Origin of the sequence: Caulobacter radicis (assembly GCF_003094615.1) — a bacterium.
Lineage (GTDB): Bacteria > Pseudomonadota > Alphaproteobacteria > Caulobacterales > Caulobacteraceae > Caulobacter > Caulobacter radicis.
In genome coordinates this window covers 190594-209234 of the sequence record NZ_QDKO01000010.1, presented here as the reverse complement: position 1 = coordinate 209234, position 18641 = coordinate 190594, and the positions used below count along the sequence as shown (strand labels likewise).

The 18641-nt window shown below is 68.6% G+C and carries 19 protein-coding genes and 1 pseudogene; 14 read left to right on the top strand and 6 right to left on the bottom strand.

Translation table 11 applies throughout. The features are described from left to right. Positions 1–40 precede the first annotated feature (40 nt). Complete coding sequence (locus DDF62_RS06675; RefSeq protein WP_116488399.1) at positions 41–2449, bottom strand: TonB-dependent siderophore receptor; 2409 nt, start codon at positions 2447–2449, stop codon at positions 41–43. Positions 2450–2843: 394 nt separating this feature from the next. On the opposite strand from DDF62_RS06675, the gene DDF62_RS06670 reads away from it, so the two are divergent. From DDF62_RS06670 to DDF62_RS26075, 5 genes and pseudogenes are all read left to right on the top strand, one after another. Next, on the top strand, positions 2844–3329 hold the full coding sequence (locus DDF62_RS06670; protein WP_244286729.1) for a hypothetical protein: 486 nt from the start codon (positions 2844–2846) through the stop codon (positions 3327–3329). A 10-nt stretch (positions 3330–3339) separates the two neighbouring features. Continuing rightward, a complete protein-coding gene (locus tag DDF62_RS06665; protein ID WP_116488397.1) occupies positions 3340–3927 on the top strand; it encodes a PspA/IM30 family protein in 588 nt (195 codons plus the stop codon). Between the two features lie 4 nt (positions 3928–3931). Next, entirely contained in the window at positions 3932–4546 is a 615-nt protein-coding gene (locus DDF62_RS06660) for a YqiJ family protein (protein WP_116488396.1), read from the top strand. Between the two features lie 65 nt (positions 4547–4611). Beyond that, positions 4612–6468, top strand: coding sequence for a flotillin domain-containing protein (locus DDF62_RS06655; protein ID WP_116488395.1), 1857 nt, complete (start codon positions 4612–4614; stop codon positions 6466–6468). A gap of 24 nt (positions 6469–6492) precedes the next feature. Continuing rightward, positions 6493–6594, top strand: a pseudogene (locus DDF62_RS26075) (hypothetical protein); the annotation flags it as partial. Positions 6595–6602: 8 nt separating this feature from the next. On the opposite strand, the gene DDF62_RS06650 reads toward DDF62_RS26075, so the two are convergent. Next, positions 6603–6803, bottom strand: a complete 201-nt coding sequence (locus DDF62_RS06650; protein ID WP_116488394.1) for a KTSC domain-containing protein — start codon at positions 6801–6803, stop codon at positions 6603–6605. 184 nt (positions 6804–6987) lie between these two features. Between DDF62_RS06650 and DDF62_RS06645 the strand changes: the two genes are divergently transcribed. The 3 genes from DDF62_RS06645 to DDF62_RS06635 all read left to right on the top strand — a co-directional run bounded on the left by DDF62_RS06645 (position 6988) and on the right by DDF62_RS06635 (position 8951). Then, positions 6988–7392, top strand: coding sequence for an MAPEG family protein (locus tag DDF62_RS06645; RefSeq protein ID WP_116488393.1), 405 nt, complete (start codon positions 6988–6990; stop codon positions 7390–7392). A 191-nt stretch (positions 7393–7583) separates the two neighbouring features. Next, positions 7584–8225: a LysE family translocator gene (locus tag DDF62_RS06640; protein ID WP_116488392.1), complete on the top strand. Its 642-nt coding sequence runs from the start codon at positions 7584–7586 to the stop codon at positions 8223–8225. A gap of 129 nt (positions 8226–8354) precedes the next feature. Continuing rightward, complete coding sequence (locus DDF62_RS06635; RefSeq protein ID WP_101717040.1) at positions 8355–8951, top strand: CC0125/CC1285 family lipoprotein; 597 nt, start codon at positions 8355–8357, stop codon at positions 8949–8951. A 169-nt stretch (positions 8952–9120) separates the two neighbouring features. Here DDF62_RS06635 and DDF62_RS06630 read toward each other — a convergent pair whose 3' ends face one another. Together DDF62_RS06630 and DDF62_RS06625 are read right to left on the bottom strand one after the other, a co-directional pair. Further along, complete coding sequence (locus DDF62_RS06630) at positions 9121–10251, bottom strand: CobW family GTP-binding protein (protein WP_116488391.1); 1131 nt, start codon at positions 10249–10251, stop codon at positions 9121–9123. Between the two features lie 147 nt (positions 10252–10398). Then, positions 10399–11028, bottom strand: a complete 630-nt coding sequence (locus tag DDF62_RS06625; RefSeq protein WP_116488390.1) for a hypothetical protein — start codon at positions 11026–11028, stop codon at positions 10399–10401. Positions 11029–11243: 215 nt separating this feature from the next. Between DDF62_RS06625 and rplU the strand changes: the two genes are divergently transcribed. The 4 genes from rplU (at position 11244) to DDF62_RS06605 (ending at position 14079) form a co-directional block, all read left to right on the top strand. Beyond that, entirely contained in the window at positions 11244–11753 is a 510-nt protein-coding gene (rplU, locus tag DDF62_RS06620) for a 50S ribosomal protein L21 (RefSeq protein WP_116488389.1), read from the top strand. A gap of 77 nt (positions 11754–11830) precedes the next feature. After that, positions 11831–12100 carry a 50S ribosomal protein L27 gene (gene rpmA / locus DDF62_RS06615; RefSeq protein WP_101717037.1) on the top strand — a complete coding sequence of 90 codons (270 nt, stop codon included), beginning with the start codon at positions 11831–11833 and terminating at the stop codon, positions 12098–12100. 224 nt (positions 12101–12324) lie between these two features. Then, positions 12325–12858 carry a GNAT family N-acetyltransferase gene (locus tag DDF62_RS06610; protein WP_116488388.1) on the top strand — a complete coding sequence of 178 codons (534 nt, stop codon included), beginning with the start codon at positions 12325–12327 and terminating at the stop codon, positions 12856–12858. Positions 12859–13068: 210 nt separating this feature from the next. Beyond that, positions 13069–14079, top strand: a complete 1011-nt coding sequence (locus DDF62_RS06605; RefSeq protein ID WP_244286728.1) for a glycoside hydrolase family protein — start codon at positions 13069–13071, stop codon at positions 14077–14079. 146 nt (positions 14080–14225) lie between these two features. Here the strand turns inward: DDF62_RS06605 and DDF62_RS06600 are convergent, their stop codons facing one another. Then, the gene (locus tag DDF62_RS06600) at positions 14226–15185 is read right to left on the bottom strand and encodes a hypothetical protein (protein WP_116488387.1); all 960 of its coding nucleotides are present in this window, start codon (positions 15183–15185) and stop codon (positions 14226–14228) included. Between the two features lie 215 nt (positions 15186–15400). Between DDF62_RS06600 and obgE the strand changes: the two genes are divergently transcribed. After that, positions 15401–16465, top strand: coding sequence for a GTPase ObgE (gene obgE / locus DDF62_RS06595; RefSeq protein WP_116488386.1), 1065 nt, complete (start codon positions 15401–15403; stop codon positions 16463–16465). Then, entirely contained in the window at positions 16462–17595 is a 1134-nt protein-coding gene (proB, locus tag DDF62_RS06590) for a glutamate 5-kinase (RefSeq protein ID WP_116488385.1), read from the top strand. The genes obgE and proB overlap by 4 nt, the downstream gene beginning before the upstream one ends. Positions 17596–17723: 128 nt before the next feature. Here proB and DDF62_RS06585 read toward each other — a convergent pair whose 3' ends face one another. Further along, the gene (locus tag DDF62_RS06585; protein WP_116488384.1) at positions 17724–18635 is read right to left on the bottom strand and encodes an alpha/beta fold hydrolase; all 912 of its coding nucleotides are present in this window, start codon (positions 18633–18635) and stop codon (positions 17724–17726) included. Positions 18636–18641: the final 6 nt, after the last annotated feature.

Sequence of the window (18641 nt, the reverse complement as noted above, 5' to 3'; positions counted from 1 at the left end):
AGGAGCGACGCGCCCGTTGCAGCGAGCGCGCCGCAGGGGACTAGAACTTCCGGGACAGGGTCACCCGCCACTCGCGGCCCTTGGACGGCAGGGCCGCCAGGTTGGCGTAGGTGTCGCCGACGGGCGTGAAGTAGAGCTTGTCCAGCAGGTTATCGACGTTGAGCGTGGCGGTGTACGGCCCGTACTCGTAGGCGACCGAGCCGCTGGCCACGGCGTAGTCCGGATAGACCACCGCGCCGGGAACCGTGCCCGAGGTCTTGGTCACCCGGGTCACGCCGAGCGTGGCCGAGACCTTGCCCCAGTCGTAGGCGTCGGAGGTGTAGGCGCCGTAGAGGCTGAGCACCGATTTGGGGATCAGGGTGTAGTCGTAGTCGCCCGGCCGGACGCTGGCGAAGCTCCAGACCACGTAGGAGCCGCCAAAGCCGTTGGCCCCGCCGATGCCGACGGTGTGGACCGGCACGTACTGGAACGAGGTGTCGGGACCCTTGACCGTGGTGTGCTGGGTGTTGCCCGAGAAGGTGAAGCTGAAATGCTCGCTGGCCAGCCAGCGGACCTCCAGCTCCACGCCCTTGGCGCGGGTGCCGGTCGGGGTCTGGGTGATGCCGGTCAGCTGGGTGCGGTTCTGGCGATAGCCGGCCAGCGAGCCGACCAGCGTGCCCTGCAACCACTGGAACTTCACCCCGGCTTCGGCCAGGTCGCCTTCCGACAGCCAGGCGTCGCCGGCGTCGGCCACCAGCCCCGGGGCGATGTCGCCGGCCTGGCTCATCTCCAGCGCGCTGGCCTTGGCGTAGGTGATGTAGGGCATCAGGCTGAACGGGGCCTTGTAGGTGGCGCTGGCGGTGTAGGTCCCCTTGCCCTTCGAGGCGTTCTGCTTGCCGGCCACGGTGTACGAAAGGAAGCCGGTGTCTTCCGAGGTGACGTCGTAGTCGTCGTAGCGGCCGCCCAGCATCAGGTTCAGCTTCTCGCCGACCATGATGTCGGTGGTGAAGAAGAGGCCGGCTTGAGTCCATTCCGAGCGGTTGTCGTTCTCCCAAGCCACGCCGTCGCCCGGATTGAAGGGGCTGCCGATCAGGTCGGTGGGGGTGGCGCCGAAGGCGATGTCGCGGCGGTCCAGCGCGATCAGGCCGCTGTTGTAGCTTTCGCGCCGGCGACCGTCGAAGGCGCGGTACGAGGCGCCGACGAACGACTTGGCCTTGACCGCGCCGTCGAGGAATTCGTTGGCGAAGTTCCAGGTCAGGCGGGCTTCCCAGACGTCGCTGTCGAACCAGGCCGGATAGCCGTAGGAGACGAAGCGCTTGTTCTCCAGGGCGTCGTAGAACAGCTGAAGCTTGATCGAGCTGTCGGCCGACAGCTCCTTGGCGACGTCGAAATAGAGCGTGTTGGTCTGCGTCTTCGAGAAGTCGGCGCTCGAGATGTAGACCGTGCGCGGCGACAGCTTGGTCGTGCCGACGCCGGTGTCCAGCGTGTGCTTGGCGTCGCTGTCGGGGAAGCCGTAATAGGCCAGGTACATGGCGCTGGCGTAGGGGTAGAAGCCGATCTCGCTGGGCGTCAGGCGACCGTTGCCGTCGGCGTCGACCAGGCTCGTATCCCGGCCGGTGATGTAGGTTCCGCTGTCGATCAGGTCTTGCGTCAGGCGGTTCCAGCCCGGCGTCTGCACGTCGCCCTTAGAGCGGTAGAGCATGCCGCCGATTGCGGTGCTCCAGCCGTTCCCCAGGTCGAAATCGGACGACACCTGCAGGGTCTGCCTGCGCGGATAGACGCCCTTGTAATAGCTGTGGCTGTCCTCGACCTCGCCATAGACGTGGACGCCACCGACCACGTCGCCGAGGTTCACCGGCAGGCCGACCTGGGCCGTGGCGTTCTTGCGGTTGTAGCTGCCGTAGGTGGCCGTGACCTCGCCCTGGGTTTCGGAGAGATAGCCGCCCTCGCCCTTCCCGGATTTCGGGATGAAGTTCAGCATGCCGCCGACCTTGCCCGAGCCGTAGATCGGGGTCGGCGGGCCGCGCACGATCTGGATCTGGTCGGCAGCCCCGATCGGCGTCGAGTAGGTGCCGCGGTTCTCGATGCGCTTGAAGCCGCGGAAATAGTTCTCGGCCAGGGTGCCGCGAACGTTAAGCGCGCCGGGCACGCCGTAGAAGCTGGCCGTATAGGTCCCCGGAGACACCGCCGTCAGGCCGTCGATGGTCTCGATGCCGTAGCGCTGCAGCGTCAGGTCCGACACGAAGCTGGCCGAGCGCGGCGTCTCGATCAGCGGCTTGTCGAGGCCGAAGACGGTGTTGTTGGGTTCCTTCTCGATCAGGCCGGCCTTGTCGCGGGCCCGCACCACGATCTCGTCGACGGCGTCCGGCGCGGTCGCGACGGGATCCGGCTCGGCCGCGTGGGCGGCGCCGGCCAGGGCGAGCAGAACGGCGGCGGAACAGCCCGCGAGCAGCATTCCTTGGTTCGACATGACGGTCCTCGTTCAAGGCCGTCGCACTCCCGCCCTCGGCGGTTATCCCCAGAGCGACGCCTCTTGGAGAAACCATCGCCTCGCCCCGTTCCCGGCGTCCGGGGCGGCATCTGTAATTTCACTCAAAATGTTCGAGACGCCCACGATTTGCCCCCCTCTGCGCGGCTTTCGCCCACGCCGGGACCAAGGAACTTGATCCAGAGCGAACGAGACCGCGACTCAAGCGCCGTGCGTCGCGACCCGCGTCCGTGGCGGCGGCAAAGCGGCGCGAACCAAACGGCGAGCACATGACGAAGATGTAATCTCCGGCTGAAAGGTGCAGCTGTTTACAAACGTATTACAACGCCCCACATTGCCACTCATGGTCGCACTGAACACGCCCTTGAGTGTAAGGTTGTCCGAAGAGGACGCCCTTTTTCTCGCCGGTCTCGAACTGGAGGGCGCCATCACGGCCAGCGACAAGGTGCGCGGCCTGATCCGCCAGGCCCGCCGCCGCGCCGAGACGCCGGCCGGCTGGGACGCCGCCCTGGCCGCCGCCCACGACATCGCCGCCCCGGCCCTGAAGGCCCTGCGCGCGGCCGAGCTGGCGTCCGACCGCCACTCCACCGTCGCCCTGGCCCTGACCACCGCCGTCGAGGAGATGCTGGCCGTGCTGCTGGCCGCTCCGGCCGAGCTGGCGGGCGCGGATCCACAGGCCCTGGCCCGCCACGAGGCGCGCCTCGTCGACTGCGCCGCGCGCCTGACCGAGCAGATGCTGCGCTGGGGCGTCACTCCCAGCGCCCCCGCCTACGATCCGACGATCGTCTCCCGCCGCGTCGCCGCCCTGGGCGAGCTGACCCGCCTGATCACCGCCACGGCCGACCGGCCGACGAACGCCTGACGAGGACCCGATGGCAGATACCCTGCGCGCCCGAGTGGGACGCATCGTCAGCGGCGGCGCCCACGCCCTGATCGACGCCCTGGAAGAGGTGATGCCCGACGCGCTGGGCCAGCAGGCGCTGCGCGAGGTCGACCAGGCGATCGACGAGGTGCGCGCCGAGCTCGGCCGCGCCATCGCCGCCCGCCACCTGTCCGCCAAGCGCCTGACCGAACAGTCCAGCCGCCATGACGACCTGTCGGCCCAGATCGAGCTGGCCCTGAGCCAGGACCGCGAGGACCTGATCCGCGCCGCGCTGGAGCACCAGCTGGACATCGAGGCCCAGGTCCCGGTGCTGGAGACCGCCGTGGCCGACGCCGCCCAGCGCCAGGCCGAACTGGAAGGCTACCTCGCCGCCCTGCAGGCCACCCGCCGCGAAATGGCCGAGGACCTGACCGACCTGACGGCCGCCCGCGCCAAGGCCCCGCAGCCGCCCACCGACGCCGAGCTGGCGCGCGGCGCCAAGCTGTCGGAGCTGGAACGCCTGGCCCGCGGCCATCGCGTCGACGAGCGCCTGGCCGCCCTGCGCGCCGCCCGTTCGCAAGACCTGAAGCGAGGCTGAGCCGATGTGGGGGTTCCTGTCGGCCGACGGCAACACGATCTTCCTGGCGGCCCTGCTGCTGATGCTGCTGATCGGCGCGGTCGAGGCCGCCGGCCTGGGCGCGGGCCTGGGCCACGACGGCCTGGACGGGCCTAGTCTCGATGGGCAGGGCGCCTCGCTGCTGAACTGGCTGAACGTCGGCCGCCTGCCGCTCCTGATGGTGATCGTGGTCTTCCTGTTCGCCTTCGGGGTGACGGGGCTCGTCCTGCAACAGCTGATCGCCGGCGTCTTCCGCCACCCGGCCCCGGCCTGGCTGGCCGGACCGCTGGCGGCCGCCGTCGCCCTGCCCTTCACCCGGGTGCTGAGCCGCGTGCTGGCCCGCATCCTGCCGGGCGACGAGACCACCGCCGTCTCGCGCGAGACCCTGGTCGGCCGCGTCGCCGTGATCGTCACCGGCGAGGCCACGGCCGGTTCGCCCGCCCAGGCCCGGGTCCGAGACGCCCACGGCCAGACCCACTACGTGATGGTCGAGCCCGACGAGGACGGCGAGACCTTCGCACAGGGGACCAGCGTCATCATCGTGCGCAACGCCGGCGCCCGGTTCCTGGCCATCCGCAACGAGAGCGAGGCGCTGCTGTGACGCCCGCCTTCGCCTTCCTGCTGTTCTTCCTTTTCCGCTTTCCCAAACTTCGGGGGTAAATCCGCATGCCTGCCCTGATCGAGATCGCCGTCATCGCCGGGGGGAGCCTCGTCGGCCTCCTCATCCTGGGCCTGATCCTGGCCCGCCTCTACAAGCGCGCTTCCAAGGAAACCTCCTTCGTCCGCACCGGCTTCGGCGGCGAGAAGGTCGTCATGAACGGCGGCGCGCTGATCCTGCCGGTGTTCCACGAGACCATTCCGGTCAACATGAACACCCTGCGCCTGGCCGTGGCCCGCAGCGCCGAGCAGGCCCTGATCACCAAGGACCGCATGCGCGTCGACGTGCTGGCCGAATTCTATGTGCGGGTTCAGCCCAGCGCCGAGGCCATCGCCAGCGCCGCCCAGACCCTGGGCCAGCGCACCATGCACCCCGAGCAGCTGAAGGACTTGGTCGAAGGCAAGTTCGTCGACGCCCTGCGCTCGGTGGCCGCCGAACTGACCATGACCGAGCTGCACGAGCAGCGCACCCACTTCGTCCAGAAGGTGCAGCAGGTCTCGTCGGAAGACCTGCTGAAGAACGGCCTGGAGCTTGAGACCGTGTCGCTGACGGGTCTCGACCAGACCGCCATGGAATACTTCAACCCGTCGAACGCCTTCGACGCCGAGGGCCTGACGCGGCTGACCGAGGAGATCGAGCTGCGCAAGAAGCTGCGCAACGACATCGAGCAGGACACCCAGGTGCAGATCCGCACCAAGAACCTCGAGGCCCAGCGCCGCACGCTGGAGATCAGCCGCGACGAGGAATACGCCAAGCTCGAGCAGGAGCGCGAGCTGGCCATCCGCCGCGCCGCCCAGGCCGCCGAGGTTTCGCAGAAGGAGGCCGAGAAGGCTCGCGAGGCCGAGGGCGCCAAGATCTCGGCCCAGCAGCAGATCGAGACCGCCAAGATCGACGCCGACCGGGCCGTGGCCCAGCAGCGCATCGCCATGGAGCAGGAACTGGGCGAGCGCGAGATCGCCAAGGAACGCGCCGTCGAGACCCAGACCATCGAGAAGGCCAAGGCGATCGAACTGTCCGAGCAGGACCGCGCCATCGCCGTCGCCGAGAAATCGCGGGCCCAGTCCGAGGCCCAGGCCGACGCCGACAAGGCGCTGGCCCTCGCGGTCGCCGCCGAGGAACAGGTCAAGACCGTCCGCGAGCGCGAGGCCGCCGACCGCCAGAAGATCATCGAGCTGATCGAGGCGACCAAGGAGGCCGAGCGCGAGGCGATCGCGGTCAGGGTCGCCGCCGAGGCCGAGAAGACCGCCGCCTCCGACCGGGCCGAGGCCCTGCGCGAGGAAGCCAAGGGCGCGGCCGACAAGACCCGCATCGAGGCCGAGGCGACGGCCGAAGCCGTCCGCCTGGCCGCCGAGGCCGCCCGCGTGCGCTATGGCGTCGACGCCGCCGGCCAGGAGGCCCTCAACAAGGCCGCCAACCTGCTGTCGGCCGACCAGGTGGCCATGGCCATCCGCATCAAGCTGATCGAGAACCTCGACCGGATCATCGCCGAGTCGGTCAAGCCGCTGGAAGCGATCGACTCGATCCGCATCGTCCAGGTCGACGGCCTGAACGGCGCGACCGGCGGCGCCCCGGCCAATGACGCCGGCGGCGGCTCGAACGGCGGCGGCAACCTGGCCGACCAGGTGGTCAGCGGCGCCCTGCGCTATCGCGCCCAGGCGCCGCTGCTCGACCAGCTGATGGCCGAGGTGGGCCTCAACGGCGGCGCCCTGTCGGGCCTGACCGCGCCGCTGGCCGACGTCGCCCCGACCGTCGCCACTGTGATCGACGACGTCCCCGCCCCGCGCCGGGTCAAGAAGGCCAGGCCCGCCGCCATCGCCGCGCCGGTCGCGGTCGAGGAAGAAGAGGAAGGCGACGAGGAGGCGTAAAGCGCCCTCCGCACCATCTCCTGAATGCAATGCGTGGTCCTCGCCCTTCGACAGGCTCAGGGTGAGGACCAAAGCAAATGCCGCAGAGGAAAACCTCTTCCTGAGCTTGTCGAAGGACGAGGTTTTTCGCCGCCTCAGATCCGGTTGTAGGGATAACGGTCGCGGATCATCCGCTGGAAGAAGCGTCCCTTCGACCGCGACCGCGCGAAGGCCGCCGTCACCCGCTCGGGCACCCCGACATAGACGTACTCGTCGCCGTCGATGAAGGTGACGATGAGCTTGCCGTGTTCGGGTTCGTAGTCGATCGCTCGGATCGCGGTGGAGTCGACGAGCATGCGCGAGACCTTTCTTCGGAAAGGGTTCGGAACGAGGGTCTACGAAGCTAGAAGCGCCCAGGCCGGGCCGGCGGTTCCGACCCGGGCCGTCACGGCTTTGAGCTTCCTGCAGGAATACGCTTAAGCTCCCCGCGCGCGGCCGTCATTGCGCCGCATCAAAGGTTCGGGGAGGACCGCCAAGCCCATGCAAACCCACGCTCTCGTGGCCATCGTCACCCTGGCGGCGCTGCTCTGCTACATCTGGATGATCCTGCGCGTGGGCGCCGCCCGCGCCCGCACCAAGATCGACGCCCCGGCCATGACCGGCCACCCGGACCTGGAACGGGCCGTGCGGGTGCAGGCCAACACCCTGGAATGGCTGGTGATCTTCCTGCCGTCGCTGTGGCTGTTCGCGATCTACTGGAACGACCTCTTCGCCGCCGCGGCCGGCGCGGTCTGGATCCTGGGCCGGATCATCTACGCCCTGTCCTACGCCGCCGATCCCAAGAAGCGCGGCCTCGGCTTCGCCATCCAGGCCTTCACCACCTTCGCCCTGCTGCTGGGCGCGCTGGGCCGGGCGATCTGGGTGGCGGTGAGCGTGGGGATGTAATCCCCCAACGCCCGTCATTCCCGCCCTTGTGGCGGGAAACCCTGTTTCCGCTCGCAGGTGAGACGCCAGCGGACTGCCGGGCAGTCCGCCTCATCCGCCCTTGCGGCTGACAGAGGGGTTCCCGCCACAAGGGCGGGAATGACGGACTGATAAGGGTGGGCTGACGCCCCTCAAAAGCCTATAGCCCCGCCATGGTCCTGCCCGTCGATCCCGCCCGCTACAGCGCCTTCCTGGCGGCCATGTTCGTGATGGCCATCACGCCGGGCCCGGCCAACCTGTTCGCCATCGCCACCGGCATGGAAAAGGGCAAGGGCGCGGCCCTGCTGGGCGTGGTGGGCATGAACACCGCCAGCCTCGTCTGGTTCGTGTTCGCGGCCCTGGGCCTGGGCGCGCTGATCGCCGCCTTCCCCGCCGCCTTCCATATCCTGGCCCTGGGCGGCGCGGCCTATCTGGTCTGGCTGGGGATCAAGTCGATCCGCGGCGCGCTGAAGCCGGCGGGCGCCGAGGGCCAGGCATTGGCCGGGGTGCGCATGTCGTCCAGCCGCTCGGCCTTCCGCGACGGCTTCACCGTGCAGATCGCCAACCCCAAGATCCTGCTGTTCTTCGGCGCGGTGCTGCCGCCGTTCATCGACGTGCAGCGGCCGCTGGTCCCGCAGCTGGTCATGTTCGCCGCCGCCACCATCGGCATGGACCTGATCAGCATGAGCGCCTACGGCCTGGGCGGCGCGGCCCTGGCCTCGCGGATGAACGAGCCTGGCTTCCGCAAGGGCTTCGGCATCCTGGTGGGGATCCTGCTGATCACCGCCGCAGGGCTGATCGTCGCCCGGGGCTGAAGCCCGGCGTTCTACAGCCGGCCGGCAATCTCTTTTTACATCGCGGCAACGTGTTCGCCTTGGCGAAACCGCAAAGCTCAGCCATGCATTGTGGTACGGGAGTATAGTGTCGTCCCAGAGGAACGCGTCATGCCCATCAAGAAGGCCAAATGGCTCGCGCTCGCGGCGGTCGCCGCCGTGCTGAGCGCCTGCGCCACCGCCACCCCCTATCAGCCGGCCATTCCGGGCCAGAAGGCCTCGGGCGGCTTCACCGAAATGCGCCTCGAGGGCGACCGCTACCGGGTCGGCTTCGCGGGCAACAGCCTGACCAGCCGCGAGACCGTCGAGCGCTACCTGCTGTACCGCGCCGCCGAGGTGACGGTCGAGCAGGGCTACGACTGGTTCGAGACCGCCGACCGCCGCACCGACCGCACGGCCCGCACGGTGATCGACGAGGACCCGTTCATGCGGCCGGGCTTCGGCTATGGCTACCCGTACGGCTACTGGCGCCCGTCCTGGCGCTATTACGGCCCCCGCTACGGCGGCTGGCGCGCCTGGGACCCCTTCTGGGGCGACCCCTTCTTCGCCAACCGCGCCGAGGTCCGTACGATCGAGAAGTTCGAGGCCAGCACCGAGATCGTCCTGCACAAGGGCGCCAAGCCCTCGGGCGACCCGCGCGCCTACGACGCCCGCGAGATCATCAAGAACCTCGAGCCGACCATCCAGCGGCCGGCTCCGGGGCAGTAGAAACGACGAAGGCCCTCTCCATCGGAGAGGGCCTTTTTCTTGGATCCTCCCCCTCTGGGGGAGGTGGCCCAGAGGGCCGGAGGGGGGCCGTTTTCAGCTTCCGCTGAACCTGACCGTCTTCCCCCTCAGTCGCTCCGCGACAGCTCCCCCTTCAGGGGGAGCATCTTCATTAAGCCACGCAGGCCTCGAAGCCCTTCTTCAGCTCGGCCTCGTCGAGGTCGCGGCCGATGAAGACCATGCGGCTGTAGCGGTTGTCCTTGTCGGTCCAGGGGCGCTGGAAGTCGCCTTCCAGGATCATGTGCACGGCCTGGAACACCAGGCGGCGCTCCTCGCCCTTCACGTCGATGATGCCCTTGGCGCGCAGGATGTCGACGCCCTTGGCCGCCAGCAGCTCGTTGAGCCAGACGGTGACCTTCTGGCCGTCCACCGGCTTGTCGAGCGTCAGGGAGATCCCCTTCACGCCGTCGTCGTGGATGTCGCTCTTGTGGTCGTGCCCATGAGCGTGATCGTGGTGATGATGGTCGTGACCGCAGTGCTCGTCGTGCACGTGGTCATGGTCGTGGTGATGGTGACCGTGCCCGTGCCCGTGATCGTGGCCGCAGTGCTCGTCATGCACGTGGCCTGGCTCGCCGTGGGCGGGGTTCAGGAAATCCGGCTCCAGCTCGGTGATCCGCTCCAGGTCGAAGCTGTGCTTGCCGATGATGGCGCTCAGCGGAACGTTCGAGCGCTGGGCGCGGTGGATCGGGGCCAGCGGGTTGATCTTGCGGATCCGGGCCTCGACGTGGCGAAGGTCGCCCTCGTCCACGAGGTCGGTCTTGTTGAGCACGATCTGGTCGGCGAAGGCGATCTGCTCGACCGCTTCCTTGCTGTCCGAAAGGCGCAGCATGATGTGCTTGGCGTCCACCAGGGCCGTGACCGAGTCGAGATAGGTGCGGGCCTTGACGTCCTCGTCGACGAAGAAGGTCTGGGCCACCGGGCCCGGATCGGCCAGGCCCGTGGTCTCGACGACGATGGCGTCGAAGCCGCCCTTGCGCTTCATCAGGCCCGACAGCACCCGGATCAGGTCGCCGCGCACCGTGCAGCAGACGCAGCCGTTGTTCATCTCGAACACTTCTTCATCGGCGCCGACCACCAGGTCGTTGTCGATGCCGACCTCGCCGAACTCGTTGACGATCACGGCGTAGCGCTTGCCGTGCTCCTCGGTGAGGATGCGGTTGAGCAGCGTGGTCTTGCCGGCGCCGAGATAGCCGGTCAGCACGGTGACGGGGATCTTGCCGGGGGCGGGAGCGGTCTGGGTCATGGCGGGTATTTAGGGCGGCTGGGTCGGAAGCGAAAGCGTCAGTGCGTGGCCCTCGTCCTTCGACAGGCTCAGGATGAGGACCAAGGCGCCGCCGTGCAGTCGAAAACCTCATCCTGAGCTTGTCGAAGGACGAGGTTTTCGCGCCCCCTACGTCTTCAGGAACGCCACCGCCAGGCCGACCAGCACCAGGGCGGCGCCCAGGATGGTCTCCTCGTAGCGCTCCAGCCAGTCGAGGTTCAGGCGCTTGACGCCCGCCAGGGAAAGGCCGGTGAACAGCAGCATGCCCGCCGCGGTGGCCGCCAGCAGCACCAGGCTCAGCAGCAGGAACGCGCCCCAGCCGTGCTTCATGCCGGCCAGGTAGTAGGGCAGGAAGGCCTCGCACGGCGACAGGGTCAGAAGCACCACGAGGGCCGTGATCGCCGCGCGGTCGGAGGCATAGGTCCGCCGGCCGGCCTCGGGCAGGGCGTGGCTGTGGCGCCCGCGCGCTATATAGAAGAGGCCGACGGCCACCATCAGCCCGCCGACGATCCAGTGGAACAGGTGGCCAAGGCGCGGCTCGAGCGCCAGGCCCGCGATCACCAGGACGAGGCCCAGCAGGATGGTCAGGGCCACGTGGCCCAGGCCCGCCAGCAGGGTCACGCCCAGGGTCCGCCCCGCCGACCATTTCTGCGCGCGGCCGACCAGCACGAACGGCAGCCAATGGGTTGGCAGGGCCGCGTGCAGGAAGGCCACCATGAAGCCGGTGGCCGCGATCGAGGCGAAGAAGGCGGACGTCACGCCCGCGCTATAGCCTGTTACAAAATAACGAGCTAGCGGAGTCATGCGGACGGCGCGACACAGGCTTCCCCTTGAATCCAGTCAAGGACTTTAGAGGCTCCCTTGGCCGTTGACTCACAGGCTTTCGGCGCTATAAGTGCGCCCCTCTCGCCCGCCGGGTTTCCTAGCGGGCGTTCCGTATTTTGCGAACAGCACGTTATTTAAGGCGCTAACCTATGTACGCGGTCATCAAAACCGGCGGCAAGCAGTACCGGGTCCAAGCCGGCGACCTGCTGGTCGTCGAGAAGCTCGACGGTCAACCTGGCGCGGAAGTCGCGTTTGGCGAAGTTCTGCTGCTGGGCGAAGGCGAGGCCGTGACGGTCGGCGCCCCCACCGTTGACGGCGCCGTCGTCAACGCCACCCTGATCGAAACCCGCAAGGGCGAGAAGGTGAAGATCTTCAAGAAGATCCGCCGTCAGGGCTATCGCCGCACCCGCGGTCACCGCCAGGCCGAAACGGTCCTGCGCGTGACGTCGGTCGCCGGCGCCGGCAAGGAAAGCAAGTGGGACGGCACGATCGACCTGACCCCGAAGGTCATCCTCGACGCCCGCGCCCGCGGTCTCGGCGACGCCGCCGTGCCCTTCACCATCCCGGAAGCTCCGGCCGCCAAGGCTGAAGCCGCCGCTCCGAAGAAGAAGGCCGCGCCGAAGAAGGCTGCCGCCCCCGCTCCGGAAGCTGAAGCTTAAGATCCGCCAGGATCTTTTTGGATTGATCTGACCCTGGTCCGCGCGTCGGAAACCGGGTCAAAGATTAGGAGAGCATCATGGCTCACAAGAAATCTGGCGGCTCGTCGAGCAACGGTCGCGACTCGGAATCGAAGCGCCTTGGCGTAAAGAAGTTCGGCGGCGAGAAGGTTCTCGCCGGCAACATCCTCGTGCGTCAGCGCGGCACCAAGTTCTACCCGGGCGCCAATGTCGGCATCGGTAAGGATCACACCCTGTTCGCCCTCGTCGAAGGCGCCGTGGGTTTCGTGACCAAGAAGCAGAACCGTACCTACGTGACCGTGGCCCCGGTGGCCCAGGCCGCCGAATAGTACGATCTGAAGTCTCTCTTCGGATCGTGCTTCCTAAACGAAGACGATCCGGACGCGACGAATACGAAGCGGGGAGTCCGGACGCCGGACTCCCCGCTTTTGTTTGTCCATGCTCCAGAAAAAGCCTCATCCAGGCAATTGGAGCGTCACGGTCCCGCACTATCTGAGGCGCGTCGCAGTATCGGCGCCTCGCGTGAAGAAGGGCCGGGAAAGGGAGACGCGCCATGTGCGTGATCGAAAGAAGTCCCGTCATCGAGACGCGGCGGCTCGCCCTGCGGGCGCCGGACATGTCCGACGCGCCCCGCATCGCCAGCCTGGGCGCCGACTACGCCATCCCCAAGATGACCACCCGCATGCCCTGGCCCTACGGCCAGGCTGACGCCGAAGAGTTCGTGGCCCGCGTCCAGGCCCAGGACTGGAACCGCAACGCCACCTTCGTCATCGACCTTGAAGACGCCGGCGTCGTCGGCGTGCTGGGCTTCTTCCCCAACGAGGACGGCCGCCTCGAGGTCGGCTACTGGATCGGCCGGCCCTTCTGGGGCCGCGGCCTGGCGACCGAGGCCCTGCAAGGCGCGCTGTCCTGGGCCGCCCACGACTGGCGGCGCAAGCTGGTCGTCGCCGGCCACTTCGCCGACAACCCCGCCTCGGGCCAGGTCCTGGTCAAGGCCGGCTTCCTCTACACCGGCGTCGTCGAGGCGAAGGATTCAGTCTCGCGCGGGGCCAGCGTGCCGACGCGGATGATGGTCTGGCTGGCCTGAGAAGCCTTCCCCCATCGCCCGTCATTCCCGCCCTTGTGGCGGGAAACCCTCTCTCCACCGCAAAGACGTATGCGGCGGCGTGCTCCGCACGCCGCTTGCACCTCACCAGCAAGCGGAACCAGGGGTTCCCGCCACGAGGGCGGGAATGACGGGAGGTAGAGATACGAACGCACATCATGTAAGATGCAAACCCATAATATGGGAGGCATCATGCATCGTCGCGTACTGGCCGGTCTGGCGCTGGCTCTGACCCTTACCGCGCCCGCCGCCGCGCTCGCTCAGGCCCAGAAGCCGCTCTATCGCGACCCGGTGTTCGACGGCGCGGCCGATGTCGCCATCGCCTGGGACAAGACCGACAAGCTGTGGCGGATGTTCTACACCAACCGCCGCGCCACCCTGAAACTGGAAGACCCCAAGGACGTCGCCTGGCTTCACGCCACCGCCATCGGCGTGGCCACCTCCAAGGATGGCCTGGCCTGGACCTACGCCGGCACGGCGAACATCCCCGCCGCCTGCACCGGCCAAACCCTCTGGGCGCCCGAAATCTTCACCGAGAACGGCGTCCACCACATGTTCCTGACCGTGGTGCCGGGGATCTTCCACCGCTGGAACCTGCCCGAAGCCGGCGCGAAGATCGTCCACCTGACCTCCACCGACCTCAAGGCCTGGGCCTGCGCCGACACCCTCGACCTCGGCTCGGACCGGGTGATCGACGCCGGCGTCATCAAGGCCCCGCAGGGCGGCTACCGCATGTGGTTCAAGGACGAACGCAAGGACAGCCGCATCTTCTTCGCCGACAGCCCCGACCTGAAGTCCTGGACCCGCCAGCCCGGCTTCGTCGCCGACTTCGCCGGCGAGGGCCCCAAGGTGTTCTTCTTCAAGGGATCCTGGTGGATGATCGCCGACGCCTGGAAGGGCCTGGCGGTGCTGCGCTCGAAAGACGCCGTGACCTGGGAGCGCCAGCCGGGCTTCATCCTCGACAAGCCGGGCAGCCAAGCCACCGACCGCGACCTTGGCCACCACCCCGACGTGGTCGTCAACGACGGCCGGGCGCTGCTCTACTACTTCGTGGGCCAGGGCAAGGAAGAGGAAGCCAAGACCGATCCGGTCTGGAACCAGCGCACGGTCATCCAGTTGGGCGAGCTGAAGGTCGACAAGGACGGCTGGCTGACGGTGGATCGCGAAGCCGTCGTGAAGAAGGGCCTGAAGGCGGGGAAATAAAAGCCCCTCCCCCTCTGGGGGAGGCGGCCGAAGGCCGGTGGGGGGCCGTTTTCAGCCGCCGGTGAAGAGGCCGGCTTCGTAAACACTCCCCCCACCGATCGCTTCGCGATCACCTCCCCCACAGGGGGAGGTTCCTGGTGCTCGGCCTAAGCCGCCCGATGCGTGTGGATCACCTTCTGCGGACCTTCGCGGAAGCGCTTTTCGGCGGTGACGATGCGCTCGCACAGGGCGTCCAGATCGCTGAGCAGCGAATAGGTGGCGTAGATGGGGATCTCCATCATCGCCACCTGCGCGCGCGGCATGAACTCGCAGTATTTCTTCCACGAGATGTGGTTGTCGCGAGCGGTCAGCGCGCGCTGGCCCAGCGGGTTCCACAGGTTCAGGTCGACGAGTTCGTCGCGGCATTCCTTCATCACCGGCAGGGCGATGTAGAGAAACAGGAAGGTCGGCGTGGCCGCGCGGCTGAACTGCGGCTGCACCTGCATGTGCCAGATGCGGAAGGCCTCGAAGAAGTTGGCCTTGCGGGCCGGATCGGGCGGCAGCCAGCTGGCCTCGGTGTTGATCACCTCGGCGGCGCTGGCCGCGCGCTTGACCAGCTCGTCGGCGCTGCGGCCGCCGGCCATGGTCTTGGACAGGGCCCCGACCGGGATGTTCAGCTTCCGGGCCACGTCGGTGAAGCTGACCTGCTGGCCTGCCATCGGCGTGAACTGGCCGAAATTCGGAGCGTTCGGGGCCTTGGCGCGGCGGATGGCGGCGGCCTCGTGCTCGATCTTCTGGGCCTCGCGCTTCTTTTCGGCCTGGACGCGGTCGAAATCGGCCTCGTGCGCGGCCTGCTCCTCGGGCGTCATCCAGCGGGCGCGGCCGGGGCCATAGGTGCGCTCGAGCCGGTTGATCAGCACCAGGACATGGTTTTCGGACGGCCGCGTGCCGATGTCGCCGAGGAAGGCGCGGAAGTCGCGCCACGTCCCGGTCACGCCGGTGCCGCGGCTCATCAGGATGTTCCGATGGATGGACGCCTCGCCCGCATACTTGCGGCACAGCGTCTGCAGCGTCAGGTCCTTGAGGTCCTGATCGAGTTCATCCCTGACGTTCGCTTCCGTCGACAACGGACGCCTCCCCCCTCCACGAGAAATAGAGAATTTTCGCCCCGAGACCGTTTGTCGCACCGCGTGTTTAACATTTCGTCACGACGCCGAACAGCGTTCAGGGCAGCGCTTGTTTGTCGCAATATCGACACGGGCGGCGCTTGGTCGCGCGTTCCACAGGTTGCGCAAAGCCCATTTTGCTCGACGCGAAACCCGTGTTGGGACAAAAGACGCCCATGAAATTCCTGGATCAATGCAAGATCTTCATCCGCTCCGGAAACGGCGGCGGCGGGTCGGTGTCTTTCCGACGCGAGAAGTACATCGAATACGGCGGCCCCGACGGCGGGGACGGCGGTCGCGGCGGCGACATCTGGATCGAGGCCGTCGAAGGCCTCAACACCCTGATCGACTATCGCTACCAGCAGCACTTCAAGGCCGGCACCGGCGTGCACGGCATGGGCCGCCAGCGCCACGGCGCGGCCGGCGACGACATCGTCCTGAAGGTCCCCGTCGGCACCGAGGTGCTGGAAGAGGACAAGGAGACCCTGATCGTCGACCTCGACGAGGCGGGCATGCGCGTGCTGCTGGCCAAGGGCGGCAACGGCGGCTGGGGCAACCTGCACTTCAAGGGTCCGGTGAACCAGGCCCCGATGTGGGCCAATCCCGGCCAGGAGGGCGAGGAGCGCTGGCTCTGGCTGCGCCTCAAGCTCATCGCCGACGTCGGCCTGGTGGGCCTGCCCAACGCCGGCAAGTCGACCTTCCTGGCGGCCGCCAGCGCCGCCAAGCCGAAGATCGCCGACTATCCCTTCACCACCCTGACCCCGAACCTGGGCGTCGTGGACCTGTCGACCAGCGAGCGCTTCGTGCTGGCCGACATCCCCGGCCTGATCGAGGGCGCGTCGGAAGGCGCGGGGCTCGGCACCCGGTTCCTGGGCCACGTCGAGCGCTCGGCCACCCTGATCCACCTGGTGGACGCCACCCAGGACGACATCGTCGGCGCCTGGACCACGATCCGCGGCGAGCTGGAGGCCTATGGCGACGAGCTGGGCGACAAGTCCGAGATCCTGGCGCTGAACAAGATCGACGCCCTGGACGAGGAGACCCGCGCGGCCAAGCAGGCCGAGCTGGAAGCCGTGGCCGGCGTCAAGCCGCTGCTGATCTCCGGCGTGTCGGGCGAAGGGGTCACCGAGCTCCTGCGCGCGGCCTATCGCCAGGTGCGCGTGCGCCGTGGCGACGCGGTGGCCGAGATCGAGGAGGACGAGGACCACGTCGAGGAGACGCCGGGGGGCTGGCAGCCGTGAACCTGGGGGTCGGGGGACCTCTGGGCCAGGCCCGGAGGATCGTGTTCAAGGTCGGTTCGGCCCTGCTGGTCGACGCCGCCACCGGCGCGGCCAACAAGGGCTGGCTGGAGGCGTTCTGCGCCGACGCCGCGGCCCTGCGCGCGGCCGGCAAGCAGGTGGTGGTGGTCTCGTCCGGCGCGGGGGCGCTGGGGCGCCGGCGCCTGGGCCTGTCGGGCCGCAAGATCACCCTGCCGGAAAAGCAGGCCGCCGCCGCCGCCGGCCAGAGCCTGCTGATGCGGGCCTGGGAAGAGGCGTTCGAGCCGCACGGCGTCGGCGTCGCCCAGATCCTGATGACCCGCGACGACACCGAGACCCGCCGCCGCTGGCTGAACGCCCGCGCCACGGTCGAGACCCTGCTGTCGCTGGGCGTGGTTCCGGTCGTCAACGAGAACGACACCGTGGCCACCGAAGAGATCCGCTACGGCGACAACGATCGGCTGGCCGCCCGCGTGGGCCAGCTGGCGGGCGCCGACCTCTTGGTCCTGCTGTCCGACATCGACGGCCTCTACACCGCCGACCCGCGCCGCGACCCGGCCGCCACCCACATTCCGCGTGTCTCGGAGATCACTCCGGCGATCGCCGCCATGGCCGAAGGCGCCAACGCCGCCGCCGGCGTGGGCACCGGCGGCATGGCCACCAAGATCGCCGCCGCCCGCATCGCCCGCGCCGCCGGCTGCGCCACCCTGATCACCCTGGGCTCGCGCCCGCGTCCGCTGGCCGCCATCGAGGAGGGCGCGCCCGCGACCCTGATCGAGGCCGCCGCCTCGCCCGCCGCCGCCTACAAGGCCTGGATCGCCGGTTCGCTGGCCCCGCAGGGCTGGGTGACGGTCGACGCCGGCGCCGTGGCCGCCCTGAAGACCGGCAAGAGCCTGCTGTCGGCCGGGGTCCGCGCCATCGAAGGTCCCTTCGAAAAGGGCGACGCCGTCCGCGTCCGCGACGAGACCGGCCGCGAGGTCGCCCGCGGCCTGGTGCGCTACGACAGCGCCGACGCCTTGCGGATCGCCGGCCTGCGCAGCGACGCCATCGAGGCCGAGCTCGGCTTCACCGAAGGCCCGATGATCCACGCCGATGACCTGGCGGTGAACAGCTGATCCGTGCCTGAGCCCTCCCCCTTGATGGGGGAGGGTTGGGTGGGGGTGGTTAGGGCATTGGCGGCTGAACCGCCGCATCACCCCCATCCCCAGCCCTTCCCCCATCAAGGGGGAAGGGAGCAGTCCGGCTACTTCAAGAACCCATCCACCGCCTTGGCGAAGGCCTCGGGCTGATCGGCCATGATGAAGTGGCGGCTCCCCTCGATCCGGACCAGCTTGACCCCCGGCAGGGCGTCGTATTCGCGCATCCACAGCGCCCCGACCACGGCCGGCGGCAGCGCGCCCTCGGCGTCGACGGCGTAGAGGGCGGTGACCGGCGTCTTCATGGCCGCCAGGCCCGGACGGGCGTCCAGCGTCATCACTTCGGAAATCGCCTTGGCCACGGCCTTGCGGTCGGAAGCCAGCGACCAGGCGACGATGGCCTCCTGCATGGCCGGGGTCTTCGACAGGCCCTTGGCGGCGGCCGCCTGCTGGGCGGCGAAGACCTCGGGGCTGGCCGACAGGATCCCCGCGGCCATGCGGTCGGCGAAGGGCTTGGCGCTGGCGCTCGTCGCGGCCGGCCCGAACATGGCGCTGTAGAACGGCAGACTGTCGACGGTCATCACCCGCCCCACGAGCCCGGGATGACGCTGGGCCAGCAGCAGGCCCGAAAGCCCGCCCATCGAGTGGCCGATCACCGCCGGCTGCCTGAGGCCGGCCGAGCGGATGTAGGCCGCCAGGGCCTCGACCGCCGGGTCGACGAACGGGCCCTCGCCGCCGGTCCAGGGCTGGCCGGCGAAGCCCGACAACTGCACCAGGTGCACGCGGTGCGTGGCCTTCAGCCGGTCGGCCAGCGGCCGGAACGCCTCGCGCGAGGAGGCCAGGCCCGGGATCAGGATCACGTCGGGCCCCTGCCCCACCACCTCGACGGTCAGGCGGTCGCTTGCGAAGGCCGGCTGCGCCCTGGCGACGGAAACGGCGATCCCGAGGCCCAAGAGGACGGTCAGGACGATGATGCAGGCGCGCGCGACCGCGCGGCCGCCGAGGAAGGCGAGCGACATGGGGGT

Coding starts and splice junctions, on each gene's coding strand:
- DDF62_RS06675 (WP_116488399.1), bottom strand. CDS start 2,449: ATGTCGAACCAAGGAATGCTGCTCGCGGGCTGTTCCGCCGCCGTTCTG.
- DDF62_RS06665 (WP_116488397.1), top strand. CDS start 3,340: ATGGCAGATACCCTGCGCGCCCGAGTGGGACGCATCGTCAGCGGCGGC.
- DDF62_RS06660 (WP_116488396.1), top strand. CDS start 3,932: ATGTGGGGGTTCCTGTCGGCCGACGGCAACACGATCTTCCTGGCGGCC.
- DDF62_RS06655 (WP_116488395.1), top strand. CDS start 4,612: ATGCCTGCCCTGATCGAGATCGCCGTCATCGCCGGGGGGAGCCTCGTC.
- DDF62_RS06650 (WP_116488394.1), bottom strand. CDS start 6,803: ATGCTCGTCGACTCCACCGCGATCCGAGCGATCGACTACGAACCCGAA.
- DDF62_RS06645 (WP_116488393.1), top strand. CDS start 6,988: ATGCAAACCCACGCTCTCGTGGCCATCGTCACCCTGGCGGCGCTGCTC.
- DDF62_RS06640 (WP_116488392.1), top strand. CDS start 7,584: ATGGTCCTGCCCGTCGATCCCGCCCGCTACAGCGCCTTCCTGGCGGCC.
- DDF62_RS06635 (WP_101717040.1), top strand. CDS start 8,355: ATGCCCATCAAGAAGGCCAAATGGCTCGCGCTCGCGGCGGTCGCCGCC.
- DDF62_RS06630 (WP_116488391.1), bottom strand. CDS start 10,251: ATGACCCAGACCGCTCCCGCCCCCGGCAAGATCCCCGTCACCGTGCTG.
- rplU (WP_116488389.1), top strand. CDS start 11,244: ATGTACGCGGTCATCAAAACCGGCGGCAAGCAGTACCGGGTCCAAGCC.
- rpmA (WP_101717037.1), top strand. CDS start 11,831: ATGGCTCACAAGAAATCTGGCGGCTCGTCGAGCAACGGTCGCGACTCG.
- DDF62_RS06610 (WP_116488388.1), top strand. CDS start 12,325: ATGTGCGTGATCGAAAGAAGTCCCGTCATCGAGACGCGGCGGCTCGCC.
- DDF62_RS06605 (WP_244286728.1), top strand. CDS start 13,069: ATGCATCGTCGCGTACTGGCCGGTCTGGCGCTGGCTCTGACCCTTACC.
- obgE (WP_116488386.1), top strand. CDS start 15,401: ATGAAATTCCTGGATCAATGCAAGATCTTCATCCGCTCCGGAAACGGC.
- DDF62_RS06585 (WP_116488384.1), bottom strand. CDS start 18,635: ATGTCGCTCGCCTTCCTCGGCGGCCGCGCGGTCGCGCGCGCCTGCATC.